The sequence below is a fragment of the Caballeronia zhejiangensis genome, from assembly GCF_022879815.1.
Classification (GTDB): domain Bacteria; phylum Pseudomonadota; class Gammaproteobacteria; order Burkholderiales; family Burkholderiaceae; genus Caballeronia; species Caballeronia zhejiangensis.
Genome location: NZ_CP084283.1, coordinates 1160341 through 1176384, shown reverse-complemented (window position 1 = coordinate 1176384; position 16044 = coordinate 1160341). Strand labels below are relative to the sequence as shown.

The following is a 16044-nucleotide window of genomic DNA, read 5'->3' as shown; positions in this document are numbered from 1 at the left end:
GTCCTCGTGCTTCGCCGGTTGTCCGGTCGTAAAAAAGCCGCCCGAAGACGGCGCTGCTAGGCTGCATCTGCTCACTTGAAAGGGCGGATACGCTCACTAGGACTTCGACTACAATCGCGGTCTGTCTTCCCCATCGTCACGCTATGTCTGAAAGAGCAACTCAAGAACATCCGTTGGCGGGCACCGCCTCAATTTTGGGGATCGTTGCGGCATCCTTGATTTTCTGCGGGATTGCGGTCTCGCTTTCAATCCTTCCCGTGAGCTACTCGTATTGGCTCGACGAGCTCTTTTCGGTTACTGCTAGTAGAGAAAGCTTCGGATCAATGTTCAGCCTCATACTGACAGACGTCCACCCGCCGTTATATCAAGTGATACTCCGCGGCTGGATCGGACTGTTCGGCGCAGGCGAGGTCGCCACTCGATCACTTAGCTGGATAGCAGCGATCTGCACTGCAGTGCCCGTTTACCGTAGCTGTCGTAACATGGGCCGTCCATTCGCTCTAGTTGCAGTGGCGCTTCTATGCACGGCTCCGCTCTTTGCGTTCTACGCGAACGAAGCGCGCTCATACGCGATTCTAATGCTGGCATCTGCCATAAGTGTTGAGCGATTCATGCGCATGAGCCGGCACTCTCGCAACTACTCTTTCTTGGCGAGTTGCGTTGCGATGTCGCTGGTTCACTATTTTGGCCTAGTGCTGGCTTGGATCTTGATGGGCATCGCCGCATTGGAATTTCGAAGGGACATTCGACGGCTATTGACGATAGGACTGGCCTTGTTCGCCACCCTGATCTGGCCATGCGTTCACGTAGCGATAGGAACGGTGTCTGCGAAAGCGGGAGGCAACTTCTGGATCCATGTAAATGGCGTTGTCGATACGCTTTCTATTGCAGCGTTCTCTGTTTTTCCGGTTCCTGGTCATTCGTGCGGAATCTCGTTCTTCCTTGGGCTTGTTGCGGTTGCTTTCGGCACATGGCTTGCACGCCGCGTCGGTGTCGATGAACCTGTGGCTCGGGCACCCGGCCGCTCGAAGCAATCGGTTGCATCGAGTGCGTTTATGCTGACCGTCGCAATCATTGCTTACGTCTTGTCGGTAGCCCTGATCGATCACTTCACACCGATGTCCACGCAGCGAAATTACATCGCACTCGTACCGATGTGCTCCATATTGTCCGCTCAACTGGTGTACTTGCTGCATGTGTATAAGCCGGCCCTCAGGTTTCCCTTGATGGTTATTTTCGCCGCACTCGCAATTTTCGACGTGTTCCATTCTTTGCAAGCTGTCCGCGCCAAACGGGCACCTGTCGCCGACTGGAAAGGTGCTGCTCAGTTCATAGTCGATCACAAAGGCGAATCGAGCGTTTATTACGTTACGAACAGCGAGTTCAACAAATGGAGAGCGCTTACGTCGCGGTTCTACATCGAAAGACTGAGCGGTGGAGGCATTGACGCGAAACCGTTCGTACCCGGGAAGACCAAACTACCGAATCAAGCGCTGATCTTCTTCGCGCAATACCCGTTCGTGGATTCTTTCGAGAAGGCGATGATCGACGCGGGCGCGCATGAGGTATTTGCAGCGAAGCCATTACACGATCCATTCTCAACGGCCGTCTTCTACAACAAGCAGATACCAAAAGGCGATCAATGATCGCTTGAATTTCAGACCCAAAGGGTCTACTATGTAGTCCAGCGGTAGCGCATCCCAGCGCGGCCCGACATCCCGAAAGGAAACGACCATGAGACTTACTTTTCGCCCGCGCGTGACGCGCGCACGCACCCATGCCCATCAAATACACACCGCCGTCAACGCGCGATCTTGCGAACCTGAAGCACGATCTGAACATGACCGGAAAACAGATGGCGGATCTGTTCTGGCTGGCCGGCGATCATCAGTGGCGCAAGTACACGGGCGGTCAATCACCGAGGGAACTGAGCCCGCACATGGCGTTCGTGGCGGCGGCGAAGCTCGCACTAACACCGGAAGACTTCGCTCATGTCCTCGCGAAGATGGCGGAGTTCGGCGCACTCGTCGAGGAGGATCTCGCTGGAGATCAGCATCCATAGCGATGTCCATGGGCTGCACTGCCGCCGCTTTGACGGCCTGCAGCGGCGGCGGTGGAGGGGATGGCGCTGGGATCATCGCACCGGCCAAAGCATCTACCGTCCAGCAGGTCCAGATCGACTTCTACGGTGACTCAACGACCAAGGGCGCCCAGACAATCGGTGGGATCCTCGGCGAAACCGTAGACAACGAGCCGACCATCGTCCAAAACATGCTTCAAATGCGTTTTGGCGCTGGCGTAAAAGTAAACAATCAGGGCGTCGGCGGGACCGAAGCAGCGCAGTTGCTCAACGGAACGGATGGGGTTCACCCACCGTTCTCACAGGTTATGGCGGCGAGCCCTGCAAAGATTGTCGTCTTCAATTTCGCGCTCAACGATAGCTACTACGCTGCCAAGCCGAAGGCTGGTGTTCCAAGCGAGTCCATCGATGAATATTGGGCAGACATGTCTCAACTCTGCCAGATTGCTCGCAGTTATGGCAAAACCTGCGTTTTCCAAGAGCCAAACCCAGTGAATGGCGTGCAGACTGACCCGAGCGCGCCCATTTTTGGCTACGTGTATGTCTTGAGGCAGATGTCCGCACAAATCAATGCGCCGCTGGTCGCCCAGTTCGACGCGTTTCAGGGACTTCCAAATTGGCTGTCATGGCTGAGCGATGATCTGACTCACCCTACCGATGCCGGGTATGCATACAAGGCGGCGAATACAGAGGCCGTTCTACGCCCGATCGTTGCCAGCTTAATAGGCACGAACGGACCGTGATCATCGATATGAGAAAATGGGCGCGATCAACCATATAAGATTGCACCTTCTCGAATCGACAAATCAAAATGCTTGGAGCACTACGCACTTTCTTAGCTTTAATTGTCATGGCAGCCCACCTGGGACGATGGACCGACCTTTCGGCGACGTATGCCGTATCGACGTTCTTCGTAATCAGCGGCTACCTGATGACCGCAACGCTTCATCGCAATTATGGCTTTGGCGTCGAGGGGTTCATTCGGTTCTTCATGAATCGGTTTCTGAGGCTATACCCGATGTACTGGGTAGCGGCGGGAATGTCGGTGTTGCTGATCTGCATCGCGCCCGCGCTTGCCGAGGCGTTCCACCGAAACTTCACCCTTCCTGATTCGTGGTATTCGTGGATCGGCTTGGGTGCGAATTGGTATTGGCGGCCCGACTTTCCCGTGGCGGGAACGCAGAGCGTCTCGCATGTAGTACCCCCGGCATGGGCACTGGCAGTCGAATTCGCCATGTATATCGTGCTGGCATTGGGTGCCGCGAGAAACATAAAGACCGGCATCATTTGCCTGCTCGCGGGTGCCCTGTTCCATCTCATCATGTTCCGCGATGTGAATGAGCGAATCTATGCAGTACCCGCAGCGACCTTGCCTTATGGAATTGGCATATGCCTCTATTTCGCAGTCCGGAAATGCAAGATGCTGGTCAACAGTGTCGGCTCACTTCTTGCCGCCGGGGCCTATGGTTCACTCATCTGTTCACTGCACTATCTTCCGCTCGAGGCAGCCGGAGTACCTTACTACCTGAACTTGGCGGGATTCGCTGCTGCTTTCTTCTTCATCGCAAGCTCCACAGAATGCCGCAGTTTTCGATGGATAGATCGTAACGTGGGAGGGCTGTCCTACCCTATATACCTGCTGCACTATCAAGTCGCCTTCGCAACCCAGCTTCTGCTATCCACAAAGGCGACCGGCTGGATCCTATTCTGGCTCTCGCTCCCATTGGTCCTAGGACTATCGGCAATATTTGAGTACTTGAACCGAAAAATCGTCGATCCTTATCGAAACACTGTTCGCGCAAAAACGTCCACAGCGCCCGAGATCGTCAATACCTCCGAGCAGTCAGGCGCCAACTAAATCGAATGTCTCCTTCGGAAAGCTGGAAGCGTATGACGTCCACCGCTCGTCAATATTCGACACGGTGCCTTGATACGGCCATACGGCCGGATCTTGCGCGCAGCCAAACGACGCTATGACCACCGTTTCGGTAGAGTCTTCGAAAGCAACGAAGAATTCCATTTAAGTTTCCCTAGAACGTGTAGGCAGTGATATTGACGAGAAAATTCAACGTTCCCGCGGACACCGAGGCCCGATAGTAAAGCGTCTGCGGCGTTTGAATAGCAACGTGCGGGAAAGACACAACTGTCGTCGCTCCGGCTGTCGCGCTGGTCGCGCCCAGAGCCACGCGCCCCACTTCGCCAGGCGAACCGCTGACCACGCCGTTTGCGCCTGCCGATGCACTTGAAGACCCAATCGTAAAATCGCCGCGACAGGTTCGTGCATTTGGCGGCAGCGCTGCAGAAGCCGAGAATGACGTTAGAGATGCTTGAGCGGACGAAGTCGACAGAACCGTGTTGTTTGCAAGGCATACCTCTCGATCGCACTGCAGTCCGATTACAAACTGCCCACTGCCATTTGTCGGCCAAACGGATACCAGTGCGGACGCAGTGTAACCGGCCGGCATGCTTGCGCCGCCATAGACGTTCGGCTGCACCGCCGACGTTGCGTTCTTTGCGAGCAGAGCGCTTGCTCCGGTCGCCGGGTTGTAGATCGCGTACAGTGCGACGAATCCGCTCACGGGAGCTGCACCGGTGTCCATGCCGCCGGCACCCGTCGTTGCGAGATTAATCGTCTTGCTAAAGCTCGGAAGCACATACGTCTGAGCGCCAAGCGTTGTGGACACGACGATAAGGTCTGCGCTGAGCGTTGCCGTCGCCGAGGCAGCAGTCACACTCATCGCCAGATTGCGAGCAGTGCCGACGACAGAGCCATACATCTTCTGCAGCGCGCTGTTGACCTGGGTATACGTGGTCTTCGAGCGCGTGATGCCCGCCGCGGCTAGAATCGCGCACAGCTCCTCCTGAATCATGTTGAGCCACGATCCCCGCACGTTCGTCGCGGGCGTTCCGGCCGTCGGATTGCCTTCTGTGAAGTACCCTTCCGTGCCGGCGGTTTCGGGCGTCGGGAGGGAGGTCGCGGCGGTTGCGTCATCGATTCGATACATGGTGCCTCGTCTATGCGTAAGCGAAAATCGGGATGGTGTGCGCCGGCATCACTGCACGGAACTCGCACTCCAGAACTTTGTTGCCCCATGATGCGAGCGGATCGCCGGCGGCCATCGAGCCAGCGAGTGCGCGCGCGACGGTGTTCAACGGCGCAGTGATCTTCCAGGCGAAATTCCAGTCGTATCCGCAGCACGGCTGACCAGCGCGGAGCATCCCTGCCCGGGCCTGCGTGTACTGTGTGATCGTCACGGTGTAGCCGAGGCTCGCCGCGAAACCGATCAGATATGGAATTGACGCGCCGCCGAAGTTGGTGAGCCGCGCGACAACCTGTGCACGCCGCGCCGGTACCGTTGGCGCGACACCCGCGCATGGATCCGGAAGACCAAGCGTCGCCTCCCACTCCGGCAGGAGCTCATAGGTCGTCGCGGGGAACGAGTCGACCAAGAGATAGTTTGCGCGGGCGGTCTGGCGCTCGTACGACGGCGCGAGCCCCGAAAGGACCTTCGCTTGGACAGTATCCGGATCACGCGGCCATACGCGGCCACGGGGCAACAACGCCTGCATCGCGACGAGAAAATCCGCCGCCTTGAAGTTCGGTGCAAGCATGGACGCCTCAAACGTAGTTCACGCCGGCGAGCACCGGCAGCTGACCGAAGCCGCTTGTGATGTTTCCCGGATACGTCGTTGTCGTCACACCAACGACGCCCTGTACAAGCGTGATGACGAAGCCGCTCGTACCGGACACAGAGGCGATCGCGGATTCGATGTCCGATCGATTGATCGTGCCCGCACGAGGATCTCCATTCCGAAACAGGACGTCGGAGATTGCTGCGGAAATCGCCGCGCGCGTCGCAGTCGACGTGCCCGTCAGCCCCGACAGAGTGAACGTCAGGTTGTTCGCGACGGGCGCGCACGAATAAACGAGCGCGGTGACCGGCTGTTCGTTGACGATGGTGTCGGCGACAACAAGTTGATCACCGGTTGCCACTGTGCCGCGCGGCGTGCCGCCTGGGCCCTTGTCGTACTGCGAGCAGCCATTCGTTCCCTGCGGAAAGCCGCTGTGAGAAGCTTCGGCCGAGTCCCACATCGTATAGATCACGACCGTCCCGGCACCGAAGCCATTCGGCGCGCACCATGCACGCGAGACGCCGGGCACGGCGAGCGCCCATCCGACATAGTCGTTGAGGTCGCCGCCTTGCGGTGTGTTCTGGTACGCGGCGAGCATTCGCGTGCGCAGATCGTCGTTATCTTCGATGTCTGAGCCAGATGCAACCGTGCCCGTGATCGTTCCCGACGACTGCAATCCCGACACCGCAACGCCGAGAGCGACGGCCGTTCCCGGATCGGCGTTGCCTGCTGAGCCAGCCGATGTTGCGACGATCGTCACGGCCAGAGAACCAGTCCCGTCGACCGTCGCGGTTGCGCCCGTCGTGTATGTCGCGCCATCACTGCGCACGACCTGCGTTCCGGCATTCAGAACGGTTCCGGTGACGCCAGCGAACGAAGCAGTCAACTGCGCTGGCGTCGCGGCCTTGCGATAGACCTTTTTGAGCGCCGCCCAACCTTCCAGATATTCGTCTTCTGCGGTGAACGGAACCGCCTGCTTGGCAATCCAGTCGAGATACCCCATCTGCAGGTTAGACATTCCCGCCTGCACCTTTCCGACCACCTTCAAGACGGTACGGCGCAGCGTTGCATCAGCACCCTGCAAGGCCGAGTTAATGTCCGCCGCCACCTCGCTGATCAAGGTGGAGAGCGTTTTACGTTGGAATGGCATATCAGGTGAGCTGTTGCCATGCCCATGCGTACGTCAGAGAGACGCTGGGCCCGGCCGGTTGATAGAGCGTTATCTGCGCGCCGAGAAACGTGTCGCGCGTCCATTCCGTCTGAACATCCATGCTCGCAACGACGCCGTCATCGACGAGCCATTGCAGCGCCTCGACGATGTAGTCGCGCGCGTTGTTGAGCACCTCTTGAGTCTGCTTCGACCGATCGAGAAGCCAGAGCCGCGAACCGATCGGGCTGTCCTCGTCGAGGTCGCCCCACCAGCCGCGCGGGTCACCGGTGCCATCTGGGATGACGTCGTCGGCATTCGCCGCACGGTCTGTGAACAGGCTAAGCAGCACAGCGGTTTGCAGATCGTTGCCGGTGAGCAGGTCGGGGCCAAGCCGCTGCCAATCGCCCCGGCTGTTCGCGGCGTCCCAAACGATGCTGATGTCAGGCATCTGTTACTCCGGCTGTGTCGGCGGCTGCGTGTTGATCGTGCTGCCGCCCGTCTGCACGTTCGTGATCGGATGCGTGTGACCGTTCGCTACAGTCCGCATGCCCGCCATCGTGCGCGTGTTTGTGTTGCAGTTATCGAGGATGTCGCCGGTACACTTGAACATCGGCGTATCCGCCAAAATGTCCGGCGTGTTCGTGATCGTCATAGGCTTTCCGCCACCGTCGAGCACCATGCCCGCCTGCGATAGATAGACCTTCTGTCCCGTGTTGTCGTGCACCACGACCTCCCCGCTCGCGAGCGCCGTCACGCGATACTTCGCGTTCGACGTGGCGATGACGATGCCGTTCGTGCGCTCACCATTTCCGAAAACGATCAGCGCCTCGGAGCCGAGCGGCGGATTCGATGACAGCCCGTACTCTACGTAGCGCGGAATGTCGCCGACCGTCTCCAGCGCGTTGATCTTCGCCTGCAGGTACTGGACCGTACGCGTGTCGTCGACGAACGAGATCACCGCGCGGCTCACGAACAGACGAATCCGCCGCGCCAGCGAGTTCAGTGCGTCATGCATCGAAATCCCTATTCCGGAGCGATATCCGGATCAATGCGTTGCAGTACGAGCGGCTCGGGTAGAAATGCCTGCCGCGGAGCAAGCAACAACTCGGTATGTGTTCCGTGCTCGTCAAGAATGAACGTCGTCTCTGTTATAAGCAGCAGAGTCTTCTCTGGAATCTTCAGCAGTGGCATCGTCACCGGCACCTGGTAATTCAAGTACCACGGTGATCCGCTTGCATCGAGCCAACTGTCGACCAGCACTCGAACCTGACGGGACATACCGTAAGCGCGTGCGACTTGCCAATCCACACGACGCTGAAGATATGTTCGGTCTGACGCAGGCTGCTCTGACACGATGTACTTCGTGCGCCACCGCTTCACGCCGCGATCGAACGCTGTGTATTCCGGCAACAGATTCACGCCGATGTCCGTCGCGTTGTTGTAGTTTGTCAAGACGCCGGAGACGCTTGAAAATCTGCCGAGCGAACTCTTCACAGACACAGCAGATTCGACGTTTTTGCCGAGCTCAACTCCCGTCGAGCCTAAGTCATCGCCTGCCATCGCAAGGCACAGCGATCCGTCTTCAAGCTCGAACGCGAGAACGCCGCTATACCGGCAGCATCGTTCGATCACTTCCCACGGCGTCTCTGTGATGGATATAAGCTGAAATGGAATCGTCGGCAGGTCGTCGATCACCGCCTGGAGACTCGCCGTGACCACGACCTCAAGCTCAAATTTCTTGACAAGGTCGCGACAGACGGCATCAATACGGCTGTTCGCCAAAATGCTGTAGACCGGAGCGCTGCAGTCGATCAAATCCTGACACCGTCCACGCCCCGTCGCGCGAACCATATGCTCGTGCGGCGTGATGATGTATTCGACTGTATCGACATACCCCGTCAACAACAGATTGTCAGCATCGATCGCGATCTGAATTGGCGCACCACCGATCAGCGATGTTTCGTCGACCTCAGCCGGAAACCGCTCCGTCATTTCCAGCACGAATGATCCCGTGCAACTTTCAATCGAGCGCGTCACGCGCGCGGCCGTCCATCCGGTGATCGAGATTTTCGACTCTGGCAGCGTCACAACGAGTGAATTCATCAGTACGTCGCCCCGAGTGCGAATTGACTAGTTGAGCCGGTCGAGCCGCGCTCCACCGTCGATTTCACGTTCGGCGTGCCCGAGACTTCAGCGCGAGAGCCCTTCGGCAGGTTGCCAAGTTCTACCTTCACGCGAAGCTCGCCGTCCGAACGCGCCGGCGCCGCGTCTTGCTGCGCCGCATCCGTCCCTTGTTCCCCGGAATAGAGCCCAGCGATACGATTCGCGGTCGCAGCGCGTGCCGCAGCTTCCGCTGCTGCGGCCGCGGGCCGCTCGTACAGCCGCGAAACAACATCGGCAGCTTGGCCTGGCGTACGAGCCATTTCTAACTCGGCACCAGCGCGCTGCTCACCGCCCTGCCGTAGCTCGTAATCGACGAATCCGAGCTGCTGCTCGAGCGTCGAATTACCGATCCAATTTCCGGCCCATTGCTGAAACGCGGCTTGGCGATCGGAATGCCACTGCGCGATCCCGTACGCCTTGCCGTTGTCGCCGCTTGCCGCCGGGTCGATGCCGCTCTCGTGCTGCAGATTCGAGACGATCCCGATTGCCTGCGCACGCGTCCACCCGCGCGACTCGAAGAACGAGACGGCGGCCGGAACGTTGGCGTTCGGCTCAGCGCCGACTTGGGCGTTCGTGCGCGCGCCGTTCCCGCGCAGATAGTTACCGAACTTCTCAAGTCCATCGATCGCCCGGTCGCCGAGGTTTGCTGCGGGCGGCGCATCCGGCGACGAAGCGGGAACGTAGCTGCTGCCGTTCCAGCGCGTCGGCACATAGTCCTGTCCATTCACGCGCGCGATGACGCGCTCGACGCCTTCCAGAAAGGTCGTCAGCGCCGGAGCAAGGCCGCCGAGTATCGTCTGCTTCGTCTTGTCGAACTGCGCGTCGAGCCTCGCCATAGCCTCTGCGTAGTCGTTCGCGTGACGAATATCGTCCTCGCTGGGTGCGAGCGCAACGCCGCGCGCGTAGCGGTCACGCACACCGCCGGCGCCCTTGTTCAGTAGATCTTCCAAGCCGCCAGCATCAAGCGCTTCGAACAAACGGTGCCGCGCGAGCGGTCCGTTCCGGCTGTTCACGCTTTCGCCGGCCGCAGCGATCTGCTCGAGCAGACGCTCGGAACTGAACTGGCCGCGCTCGTCAAGCCCGTTGATGCCGTACGCCTGATAGATCATCCGCTTCTGCGGATCGCGACCTTGCGTCGACTCGTAGTACCCGCGCGTCACACCCTCGACCGAAGACGTCGTCTGCTCGGCACTCAGGCCGACCGACTTTGCCGCATTCTGGATGCCGAACATCTGCTTGGCATCGATACCGAGGGTCAGCGACTTGTTGCTGACGCTGCGCACGGTGTTTGCCCATGCCGATTCGATCGAAAGGATCTTCGACGTGACGAGCGCGGCTGCGCCTACAACGCCAGCGAGCAATGCGCCGCTGAGCGCGCTTGCGCGCGTCGCTCCGGTCACGAAGCTTTGCACTGCCGTCATGCGCTGCGAAGAGCGCGTCGTGCGCATCATCGCCTGATCGATGGCACGAAGGTTCCGGTTCGCCGAAGCGAAACCCGCCCCCGTCCTGTCGAGCGCGGAGATGACGATCGTCAGGTTGTTTGCCATGGATCAGGTAGCCAGTGCCTTGAAGCTCGTAGGAAAGAACGCGGGATGCACCGGATCTGCTTGCGCGACCAGATCATCCGCTCGCGACGCGTCGCGATAGATGCGATTCGCGAGCGTCAGAGACGGCAACGGCGTCGCGAACGCGAAGGTCCGCATCGCCGGCAGACTCGCGCCGCGCTGATTCAGATCAGACACAACAGCTTGGCGCAGGGAACGGAGAGCCTCATACGTCTCATCGTCGCCTTGATCGCCCGATACAGTCATCTCAGCGTCGATTAGATCGAGCACTTGACTGCGCACGCGTGCCGCATCGTCACTCGACGTTGGCTCGTAATTCGATGCTGCCACTGCAATCGAAGCGATGGTCGAGCGCCGGAAGAGATCGGAGCACGCTGATTGCATCGTCGCCATTGCAGTGCCGATTGTCGATGCCGTTGTCGCGCCGCTCGGCTCGTAGCCCGCCAACGACGTGAGCAAGCGCATCGAATCAGCCGGATCCGGCGTCGCCGCCAGCATCGCACTCGTAACGCCCTGCACCGCAGCGGTGAAGTCGTCGATCGTCGACGCGTCCAGATTTCTCGCCGCCGAGTCGAGCACCGCGGACGCTGTGTCGAGATTCGCGCGTGCAAGAGTTGCCGCTTGTGTGAGGCTTTCGACGGTCGCGCCACTCGTATCGACGGACGAGCTCGGAAACTTGCTGAACGTCGGCACCGTGGCGCTGCCGGCAAATCGGCCAAAGTCACCCGGCAGGTTTGTCAGAAGCCGGAACAGGTTCCGCGCGTCCCCAACGAAATTCTTCGCAGCCGTGTACCAGCCGACGGCCGTGCTCACCGCCGACCCAAGCACCGCCGCGCCGTACGCGATGGCGGTCAGCGCCGTCCGTGCGAAATTGAGAGCGGCCGCGACATTCAGGCCACTCGCCGCACTCTCGACAAGACTGCCGCCAGCCACTGAGGTCGCTGGGAAGACACGAGGGCCGCCCTCGATAAATTCAAACTCGAACTCGAAATACCGGCCCTTCTCCCACCGCTCGATCCATCGGCTATCCATCAGGCTGACGTCCCGCCGACCATACGTCGGATGCACGAGCGAGCCTGCCCCTTCCTTCTCACAGGCTGCGATCAGCAGGTCGCGTTGCGCGATGACGTCGTCGCCAACGACGAAACCGAAGACCCGGAAGCGACGCGTGCCACGCCCAAGATCTTCGACCCACGGCGTGTCGCGCAGAGGGTATTCATGCAGTTCGTTCCGGCGACCGAAGCCCCCTTCACCGCCGAGCGATACGAACGGCACGCCGCGGAATGAGGCGGGCCGCAACTGGTCGAAGTACGAGCCCGCCGAGCCCCCAAGTCGCGCTGCCAGCGAACTCGCCAGATTGGAGATGCCCGAGGTGGTGCCGAGCACTGCGCCTGCGCCGCCTCCAATGTTCATGCCTTTGCTCCAATCTGTTGTTTCATTCGCTTAGCCTGGTCGAGCCAGCGCAAAGTCTCGGAAACCGTCATGCTTTCGACGTCCCTCGGCCCCCACCGCATGAAATGCGTCAATTCCGCGAGGACGTCATCCCAGCCTTCCGGCACAGCCGTCACGGCGGCAATCAGTCGTCCGAGTCCGCTGTCCGCCGAAGCTGAAAACCGTTGAAGTACGCGCACGCGGCCATGAAGTCGCGCGCGGTCAGCGCGCGCACCGCGTTTTTCGGTACCTTCGACACGATGCTGATCAGCGCGATACTCGACGCAAACGTGCCGCCGGCTGCGGACGCCTTGCGCTTCTGCTGGTTCGTCGGCTCGCACAGTTCGAGCGAAGCGACATTCAGCGGGCTGTCGTCGGCCGTTAGCTTCACCGGCGATTGGAGGACGAGCTCGAATTCGTCGGAGCTCGCCTTCATGCCGCTGATCGCTTCCTTGCCGAAAGAACCGATGAAGTCGGCCGCCTCGTCGATCTGGCTCGTGTACATCTGGTCGATCACGTCGACCGGTACGCCGCTGAGCAGCGCGATCAAAGCGATCTGGAGCCCGTACACGCCGGCCGCGTTTTCCGCCTTCTCGTATTCGCCTGCGGTCGGCTCGTGCAGCGTGATGGAGTCGACTGTCTTGGCCTGATCGCCCTTGCCGTAGCTCAGCGCCTTGCGCAACTGGATGGTTTTTGTGTCGCTCATCGATTACTGCTCCGTGACCGAACCTTGCAGGCCTTCCCACTTGACCGTGAACTTCGCTTCGGTCGTGTCGACTTCCTGCGCTTCGACAGTCCACATGTTCCGGCCGATGATCGTCTTGCCGTTCGCAAGCTCGAGGACGACCGTATTGCTGCGCATCGCGTTGATCGCAGCAAGACTGACGCCGCCCGAATCACGAATCGATGCGGAAATCGACGGCGGTTTCGGCTTCTCGCTGAAGCCATGCACCGTGTCTTGGCCGGACAGCGACTCGCGCGTCACAGTGCCGACGTCATACCGAAGCTCGCCTTCGAGCTGGTAATTGACGCCGTCGATCGTGATGTACGCGGTGCCGGCGATGAAATTCGTGTTGTTCGCCATAGTTGGCTTCTCCACAAAAGAAAAAGCCGCCCGGTCATGGGCGGCTTACAGCGTTGGCGAACTGCTTACGTCTGGCTGGTGGACAGTCGGAACTGCGCGAGCAGTGCGAAGATCCGCAACTGGTTGATCAGCGTGCCCGGCCAGAGTACGTCGACACGATTCGGGTTCTGCGCGTTCTGCTCGACGATAATCGACTGAGCAAACTTATCGCTTCCCTGCACGTATCCCTCGTACTCCATCGCCTGATATTCAGCGATCTGATCGGCCTTGATGATGTTCGGCGTAACGATGCCGGCGCCCGGGCCGAATCGCGTGCCGTTCGCCGCGAGCTTCACACGCGCATACTTCGACGTCACCAGGGTGCGCAGGCGACGCAGCACGTACGCGAGCAGGAACATCGTCTCGACTTCGAGATAGCTGTTGTCCGGCTGCCCGAACGCGTTCGTCTGGTAGCTCGTGATCAGGTTCTCGATCGCGACCGTGCCGTCGTCACCAACCGTGAAGGTGGCGATGCCGTCATAGAGCAGCGTATTGCGTTGGCTGAGGTTGAACCGCGACTGCAGGGGCGGCGCCAGCACGCCGGTCAGCGCGACGGTCTGCATCGGGACGCCCGGATCAGCGCGCACGCTCACCGCTGTCACCGCCGCGATTGCCGCCGCCCATTGCCATGCTGGCGTCGGCGAGTCGTTGAAGCCCATGATCGACTCGTGCTGGTTATTGCGCGCCGTGCCGAAAGTGGTGAGACCCGCCCACGTGCTGCGATACGCGACAAACACGTGGCCGTACACCTGCTGTTGCCAGCTCCAGCGCCCGGTCGAGTCGTTCAGGAACGCCTTGAGCGCGTCGAGCGACGTCGTATCGGTGAACGCGCACGCGATGAAGTCGAACGGCATATCCTGAAGATTGCCGAGCGCGGTCGTGAGAGTCGGGTTCGTCGTACCGCCCGCCATCGCCGTGATCGTCGCAGCGAGACCGGTCGGGAGCGCCTCGCCAGCCGTCGTGCCGATGTAATTGAAGCGGACGTCGATGTCGTTACCGACGAGGCCCTTGTTGTCGGCCGTCAGCGTTACGGTGCTCGTCGACGCCGCCGCCGTGACGGGCATCGACGGAATCAGATTGATCGCCGCAGCGACAGCGGTCGCAATCTGAGCGGTCGTCTGGCCTGCCGTCACCGATACAGTGACAAGCTGACCGGCGATATACAGCGAGATCGTGCCGTTAGCCGTCGGCGCCGAAGTGAACGCGATCGTACCGGACGCCGCCACTGCGCCGGCCGCGTCCTGCACAGGCAGGTACCAGAGCTCGCCGAACTGATCGTTCTGGCGATAGGCGGCCGTCATCAGTGCGAGCACGCTGTTCGCGCCAGCCTGGACGTTCGCGTCGCCCGTGCCCGACGAGATGAGGGGCACGTTCGGCGTCGCGATGCCGGCCGACGTCATCGGGCCGATGAGCAGCGCGCGCTGGTTCGCAACTGCGGAGTTCGCGTGCGAGTTGTCGATCTCGGCGAAGAACAGCGGCGTGCGGATGTTCTGCGGGATCTGCTTGAACGGAATGGTCATTCTGCGTCACTCCCCGACTGCTTCGGTGCGGGCAGGGCCGCGTTGTCCGCGAGAACGACGTCGCCGTCATTGAGCACGCGGGTCCAGAAGATGTCGCCGTCCGGCACTTCGATGCCTTCGTCCGGCAGCAACTGCTTCGTAACCGGATGCCGCACTTTGAGGCCCGGTGCAGGTTTGACGATCATTCGTCGCTCCTATTGAGGAAATTGAACGTTGACCTCACCTTCCGCGCGCCCGTCAGGACCCTGCGTGCGCGGGGCTGGCGTGACAGCGTCGGGGAATGGTGGGTCAGGATAGGTGCCGTTCGGATCGGCGACGTTCGTGAGGTCGGCCGTCAGGTCAATCTCGAGCAACTGCGTGTTGATGTCTGGATAGAACGTCTCGACGAACTCGATGCCCAGAAGGATCGAAAGGCCGCCCACGTGCGTCGAGCCATCAGCGGTCACTTCCGTTTCCGTGTCGCAGAAAGGGAAGTCCTGCGCGAGGCGACGCAACGGAATGCTCTTGAAGACCGCCTCTTCGATCTCCGCGCCGAGCGTCTCGAGCTCGATGAGCGCTGCAGGACCGGACGCGGCCGACACCTCTGCCTTGATCTCGAATGCCGCGACCGTCGTGAACGCCGTCGGGCCATTTCGGCCGTTCGACTGCTTCCGCTCCTTCGCCGGCCGCAACTTGATGGCGGGCAGCTTGGGCGTCGCGACATTCCAGTCACCAGGCGAATACACAGTCACGCCCTGAATCGTCTGCAAGATCGAGAGCAGAACGCCGCGCAATTGCGCGCGGCCGGTTTGATCAGGCATCGGTCTGTCCTGGTCCGTTGAGCATGAGGCGTCCGCCGCCGTGGCCGTCGAGATGAACCTCGCGTACCTGCCACTGCTCGCCCGTCTTGTTGATCATCAGCGTGTCGTACTGCTGCGGCTCAACGGGGAACTGCGAGACCTGAATCCCCACCGTAGGCTGCTGCGTGACGACGGTCGACCCGGTGACCGGATCGACTCCGAAGAACGCCTTGTCGTAAGCGCCAGTGATCTGGAACGACCCCCCATCGACCGGCATATAGGTGATCGCCGTCCCGAACTGCGCCATCAGAGGACCGAGGATCTTGCCGTCGACGATGCCATCCCAGTCCATCGGTCACTCCGACTCGTTGATCGACACCTGGCCGCCGGTGATCTGCGCGCCTTCGAGCTTCACTTCCTCGACCTTTTCGGGAACGAGAAAGCCGAGATCACGCAAGCGCTTCACCTCCGACTCCGGCAGTCGAACTTTCTGACCGGCCGTCTTGATGACCGGCTCTTCGTCCGGCTTCAGCTGGTCGCGGATCGTGCGATTGCGCGCGACGACGGCTTCAACCATCTTTTCGTTGGTAGCCATCAGTC

The 16044-nt window shown here is 60.3% G+C and carries 20 protein-coding genes; 4 read left to right on the top strand and 16 right to left on the bottom strand.

Annotated elements, in window-relative coordinates; genetic code table 11:
* Nucleotides 1-143 precede the first annotated feature (143 nt).
* The 4 genes from LDZ23_RS05640 (at nucleotide 144) to LDZ23_RS05625 (ending at nucleotide 3938) form a co-directional block, all read left to right on the top strand.
* The gene (locus LDZ23_RS05640) at nucleotides 144-1646 is read left to right on the top strand and encodes a glycosyltransferase family protein (protein ID WP_244807998.1); all 1503 of its coding nucleotides are present in this window, start codon (nucleotides 144-146) and stop codon (nucleotides 1644-1646) included.
* 194 nt (nucleotides 1647-1840) lie between these two features.
* Nucleotides 1841-2062: an XRE family transcriptional regulator gene (locus LDZ23_RS05635; RefSeq protein ID WP_342346275.1), complete on the top strand. Its 222-nt coding sequence runs from the start codon at nucleotides 1841-1843 to the stop codon at nucleotides 2060-2062.
* 8 nt (nucleotides 2063-2070) lie between these two features.
* The gene (locus tag LDZ23_RS05630; protein WP_244807996.1) at nucleotides 2071-2823 is read left to right on the top strand and encodes an SGNH/GDSL hydrolase family protein; all 753 of its coding nucleotides are present in this window, start codon (nucleotides 2071-2073) and stop codon (nucleotides 2821-2823) included.
* A 68-nt stretch (nucleotides 2824-2891) separates the two neighbouring features.
* On the top strand, nucleotides 2892-3938 hold the full coding sequence (locus LDZ23_RS05625) for an acyltransferase family protein (RefSeq protein WP_244807995.1): 1047 nt from the start codon (nucleotides 2892-2894) through the stop codon (nucleotides 3936-3938).
* On the opposite strand, the gene LDZ23_RS05620 is transcribed toward LDZ23_RS05625, so the two are convergent.
* The 16 genes from LDZ23_RS05620 to LDZ23_RS05545 all read right to left on the bottom strand — a co-directional run bounded on the left by LDZ23_RS05620 (nucleotide 3924) and on the right by LDZ23_RS05545 (nucleotide 16039).
* Complete coding sequence (locus tag LDZ23_RS05620) at nucleotides 3924-4100, bottom strand: hypothetical protein (RefSeq protein ID WP_244807994.1); 177 nt, start codon at nucleotides 4098-4100, stop codon at nucleotides 3924-3926. The genes LDZ23_RS05625 and LDZ23_RS05620 overlap by 15 nt on opposite strands.
* A gap of 10 nt (nucleotides 4101-4110) precedes the next feature.
* The gene (locus tag LDZ23_RS05615) at nucleotides 4111-5085 is read right to left on the bottom strand and encodes a hypothetical protein (protein ID WP_244807993.1); all 975 of its coding nucleotides are present in this window, start codon (nucleotides 5083-5085) and stop codon (nucleotides 4111-4113) included.
* A 10-nt stretch (nucleotides 5086-5095) separates the two neighbouring features.
* Nucleotides 5096-5692, bottom strand: a complete 597-nt coding sequence (locus tag LDZ23_RS05610; protein WP_244807992.1) for a YmfQ family protein — start codon at nucleotides 5690-5692, stop codon at nucleotides 5096-5098.
* Between the two features lie 7 nt (nucleotides 5693-5699).
* Complete coding sequence (locus LDZ23_RS05605) at nucleotides 5700-6863, bottom strand: baseplate J/gp47 family protein (RefSeq protein WP_244807991.1); 1164 nt, start codon at nucleotides 6861-6863, stop codon at nucleotides 5700-5702.
* Nucleotide 6864: 1 nt separating this feature from the next.
* On the bottom strand, nucleotides 6865-7311 hold the full coding sequence (locus tag LDZ23_RS05600) for a phage GP46 family protein (RefSeq protein WP_244807990.1): 447 nt from the start codon (nucleotides 7309-7311) through the stop codon (nucleotides 6865-6867).
* 3 nt (nucleotides 7312-7314) lie between these two features.
* The gene (locus LDZ23_RS05595) at nucleotides 7315-7878 is read right to left on the bottom strand and encodes a phage baseplate assembly protein V (RefSeq protein ID WP_244807989.1); all 564 of its coding nucleotides are present in this window, start codon (nucleotides 7876-7878) and stop codon (nucleotides 7315-7317) included.
* 8 nt (nucleotides 7879-7886) lie between these two features.
* Nucleotides 7887-8966, bottom strand: coding sequence for a phage baseplate assembly protein (locus tag LDZ23_RS05590; protein ID WP_244807988.1), 1080 nt, complete (start codon nucleotides 8964-8966; stop codon nucleotides 7887-7889).
* Nucleotides 8966-10477: a phage tail tip lysozyme gene (locus LDZ23_RS05585; RefSeq protein WP_244807987.1), complete on the bottom strand. Its 1512-nt coding sequence runs from the start codon at nucleotides 10475-10477 to the stop codon at nucleotides 8966-8968. Before LDZ23_RS05585 ends, LDZ23_RS05590 begins: the two co-directional genes overlap by 1 nt.
* A 99-nt stretch (nucleotides 10478-10576) precedes the next feature.
* The gene (locus tag LDZ23_RS05580) at nucleotides 10577-12004 is read right to left on the bottom strand and encodes a DNA circularization protein (RefSeq protein WP_244807986.1); all 1428 of its coding nucleotides are present in this window, start codon (nucleotides 12002-12004) and stop codon (nucleotides 10577-10579) included.
* A gap of 163 nt (nucleotides 12005-12167) precedes the next feature.
* Nucleotides 12168-12728 carry a phage tail assembly protein gene (locus LDZ23_RS05575; RefSeq protein WP_244807985.1) on the bottom strand — a complete coding sequence of 187 codons (561 nt, stop codon included), beginning with the start codon at nucleotides 12726-12728 and terminating at the stop codon, nucleotides 12168-12170.
* A 3-nt stretch (nucleotides 12729-12731) separates the two neighbouring features.
* Nucleotides 12732-13106: a phage tail tube protein gene (locus tag LDZ23_RS05570; protein WP_244807984.1), complete on the bottom strand. Its 375-nt coding sequence runs from the start codon at nucleotides 13104-13106 to the stop codon at nucleotides 12732-12734.
* Nucleotides 13107-13171: 65 nt separating this feature from the next.
* Nucleotides 13172-14665: a phage tail sheath subtilisin-like domain-containing protein gene (locus tag LDZ23_RS05565; protein ID WP_244807983.1), complete on the bottom strand. Its 1494-nt coding sequence runs from the start codon at nucleotides 14663-14665 to the stop codon at nucleotides 13172-13174.
* Nucleotides 14662-14850: a DUF2635 domain-containing protein gene (locus LDZ23_RS05560; protein WP_061117460.1), complete on the bottom strand. Its 189-nt coding sequence runs from the start codon at nucleotides 14848-14850 to the stop codon at nucleotides 14662-14664. Before LDZ23_RS05560 ends, LDZ23_RS05565 begins: the two co-directional genes overlap by 4 nt.
* A gap of 9 nt (nucleotides 14851-14859) precedes the next feature.
* Nucleotides 14860-15465 (bottom strand): hypothetical protein, encoded by a 606-nt coding sequence (locus LDZ23_RS05555; protein WP_244807982.1) that lies wholly within the window; start codon nucleotides 15463-15465, stop codon nucleotides 14860-14862.
* On the bottom strand, nucleotides 15458-15796 hold the full coding sequence (locus LDZ23_RS05550; protein WP_244807981.1) for a head-tail joining protein: 339 nt from the start codon (nucleotides 15794-15796) through the stop codon (nucleotides 15458-15460). The genes LDZ23_RS05555 and LDZ23_RS05550 overlap by 8 nt, the downstream gene beginning before the upstream one ends.
* A 3-nt stretch (nucleotides 15797-15799) precedes the next feature.
* Nucleotides 15800-16039: a hypothetical protein gene (locus LDZ23_RS05545; RefSeq protein WP_244807980.1), complete on the bottom strand. Its 240-nt coding sequence runs from the start codon at nucleotides 16037-16039 to the stop codon at nucleotides 15800-15802.
* Between the last annotated feature and the right edge of the window lie 5 nt (nucleotides 16040-16044).

Coding starts and splice junctions, on each gene's coding strand:
- LDZ23_RS05640 (WP_244807998.1), top strand. CDS start 144: ATGTCTGAAAGAGCAACTCAAGAACATCCGTTGGCGGGCACCGCCTCA.
- LDZ23_RS05635 (WP_342346275.1), top strand. CDS start 1,841: ATGACCGGAAAACAGATGGCGGATCTGTTCTGGCTGGCCGGCGATCAT.
- LDZ23_RS05630 (WP_244807996.1), top strand. CDS start 2,071: ATGGGCTGCACTGCCGCCGCTTTGACGGCCTGCAGCGGCGGCGGTGGA.
- LDZ23_RS05625 (WP_244807995.1), top strand. CDS start 2,892: ATGCTTGGAGCACTACGCACTTTCTTAGCTTTAATTGTCATGGCAGCC.
- LDZ23_RS05620 (WP_244807994.1), bottom strand. CDS start 4,100: ATGGAATTCTTCGTTGCTTTCGAAGACTCTACCGAAACGGTGGTCATA.
- LDZ23_RS05615 (WP_244807993.1), bottom strand. CDS start 5,085: ATGTATCGAATCGATGACGCAACCGCCGCGACCTCCCTCCCGACGCCC.
- LDZ23_RS05610 (WP_244807992.1), bottom strand. CDS start 5,692: ATGCTTGCACCGAACTTCAAGGCGGCGGATTTTCTCGTCGCGATGCAG.
- LDZ23_RS05605 (WP_244807991.1), bottom strand. CDS start 6,863: ATGCCATTCCAACGTAAAACGCTCTCCACCTTGATCAGCGAGGTGGCG.
- LDZ23_RS05600 (WP_244807990.1), bottom strand. CDS start 7,311: ATGCCTGACATCAGCATCGTTTGGGACGCCGCGAACAGCCGGGGCGAT.
- LDZ23_RS05595 (WP_244807989.1), bottom strand. CDS start 7,878: ATGCATGACGCACTGAACTCGCTGGCGCGGCGGATTCGTCTGTTCGTG.
- LDZ23_RS05590 (WP_244807988.1), bottom strand. CDS start 8,966: ATGAATTCACTCGTTGTGACGCTGCCAGAGTCGAAAATCTCGATCACC.
- LDZ23_RS05585 (WP_244807987.1), bottom strand. CDS start 10,477: ATGATGCGCACGACGCGCTCTTCGCAGCGCATGACGGCAGTGCAAAGC.
- LDZ23_RS05580 (WP_244807986.1), bottom strand. CDS start 12,004: ATGAACATTGGAGGCGGCGCAGGCGCAGTGCTCGGCACCACCTCGGGC.
- LDZ23_RS05575 (WP_244807985.1), bottom strand. CDS start 12,728: ATGAGCGACACAAAAACCATCCAGTTGCGCAAGGCGCTGAGCTACGGC.
- LDZ23_RS05570 (WP_244807984.1), bottom strand. CDS start 13,106: ATGGCGAACAACACGAATTTCATCGCCGGCACCGCGTACATCACGATC.
- LDZ23_RS05565 (WP_244807983.1), bottom strand. CDS start 14,665: ATGACCATTCCGTTCAAGCAGATCCCGCAGAACATCCGCACGCCGCTG.
- LDZ23_RS05560 (WP_061117460.1), bottom strand. CDS start 14,850: ATGATCGTCAAACCTGCACCGGGCCTCAAAGTGCGGCATCCGGTTACG.
- LDZ23_RS05555 (WP_244807982.1), bottom strand. CDS start 15,465: ATGCCTGATCAAACCGGCCGCGCGCAATTGCGCGGCGTTCTGCTCTCG.
- LDZ23_RS05550 (WP_244807981.1), bottom strand. CDS start 15,796: ATGGACTGGGATGGCATCGTCGACGGCAAGATCCTCGGTCCTCTGATG.
- LDZ23_RS05545 (WP_244807980.1), bottom strand. CDS start 16,039: ATGGCTACCAACGAAAAGATGGTTGAAGCCGTCGTCGCGCGCAATCGC.